The organism is Xenorhabdus eapokensis, from assembly GCF_001908105.1.
In genome coordinates this window covers 1-460 of the sequence record NZ_MKGQ01000185.1, presented here as the reverse complement: position 1 = coordinate 460, position 460 = coordinate 1, and the positions used below count along the sequence as shown (strand labels likewise).

The 460-nt window shown below is 47.0% G+C and carries 2 tRNA genes and 1 rRNA gene; all 3 read right to left on the bottom strand.

The features are described 5' to 3' along the window. Positions 1-165: 165 nt before the first annotated feature. Positions 166-241 (bottom strand) — tRNA-Ala (locus tag Xedl_RS20085). Positions 242-261: 20 nt separating this feature from the next. Beyond that, positions 262-338 (bottom strand) — tRNA-Ile (locus tag Xedl_RS20080). Between the two features lie 66 nt (positions 339-404). Further along, positions 405-460, bottom strand: a 16S ribosomal RNA gene (locus Xedl_RS31800); the annotation flags it as partial.

The following is a 460-nucleotide window of genomic DNA, read 5'->3' as shown; positions in this document are numbered from 1 at the left end:
GTGTCTTCGGACTGGAGTTTTTGAGAGACTCATCAATGTTATCGTTCAACAACATCGATTGTTTCAAATTTTCAGCTTGTTCCAGATTGTTAAAGAGCATAAATTTCACAACACACGGATTTTAGTGTGTTCTGAAATTGGTGTTATTGGTTAAGAAGAGTTATATGGTGGAGCTAAGCGGGATCGAACCGCTGACCTCCTGCGTGCAAGGCAGGCGCTCTCCCAGCTGAGCTATAGCCCCATCGAACCGGACAGAAAAGTTGGTAGGCCTGAGTGGACTTGAACCACCGACCTCACCCTTATCAGGGGTGCGCTCTAACCACCTGAGCTACAAGCCTATTCTGTTCCCGTCTCTTCTTCTATCAGACAATCTGTGTGAACACTCACAATTCACGCTCATTAGTTAAGGAGGTGATCCAACCGCAGGTTCCCCTACGGTTACCTTGTTACGACTTCACCC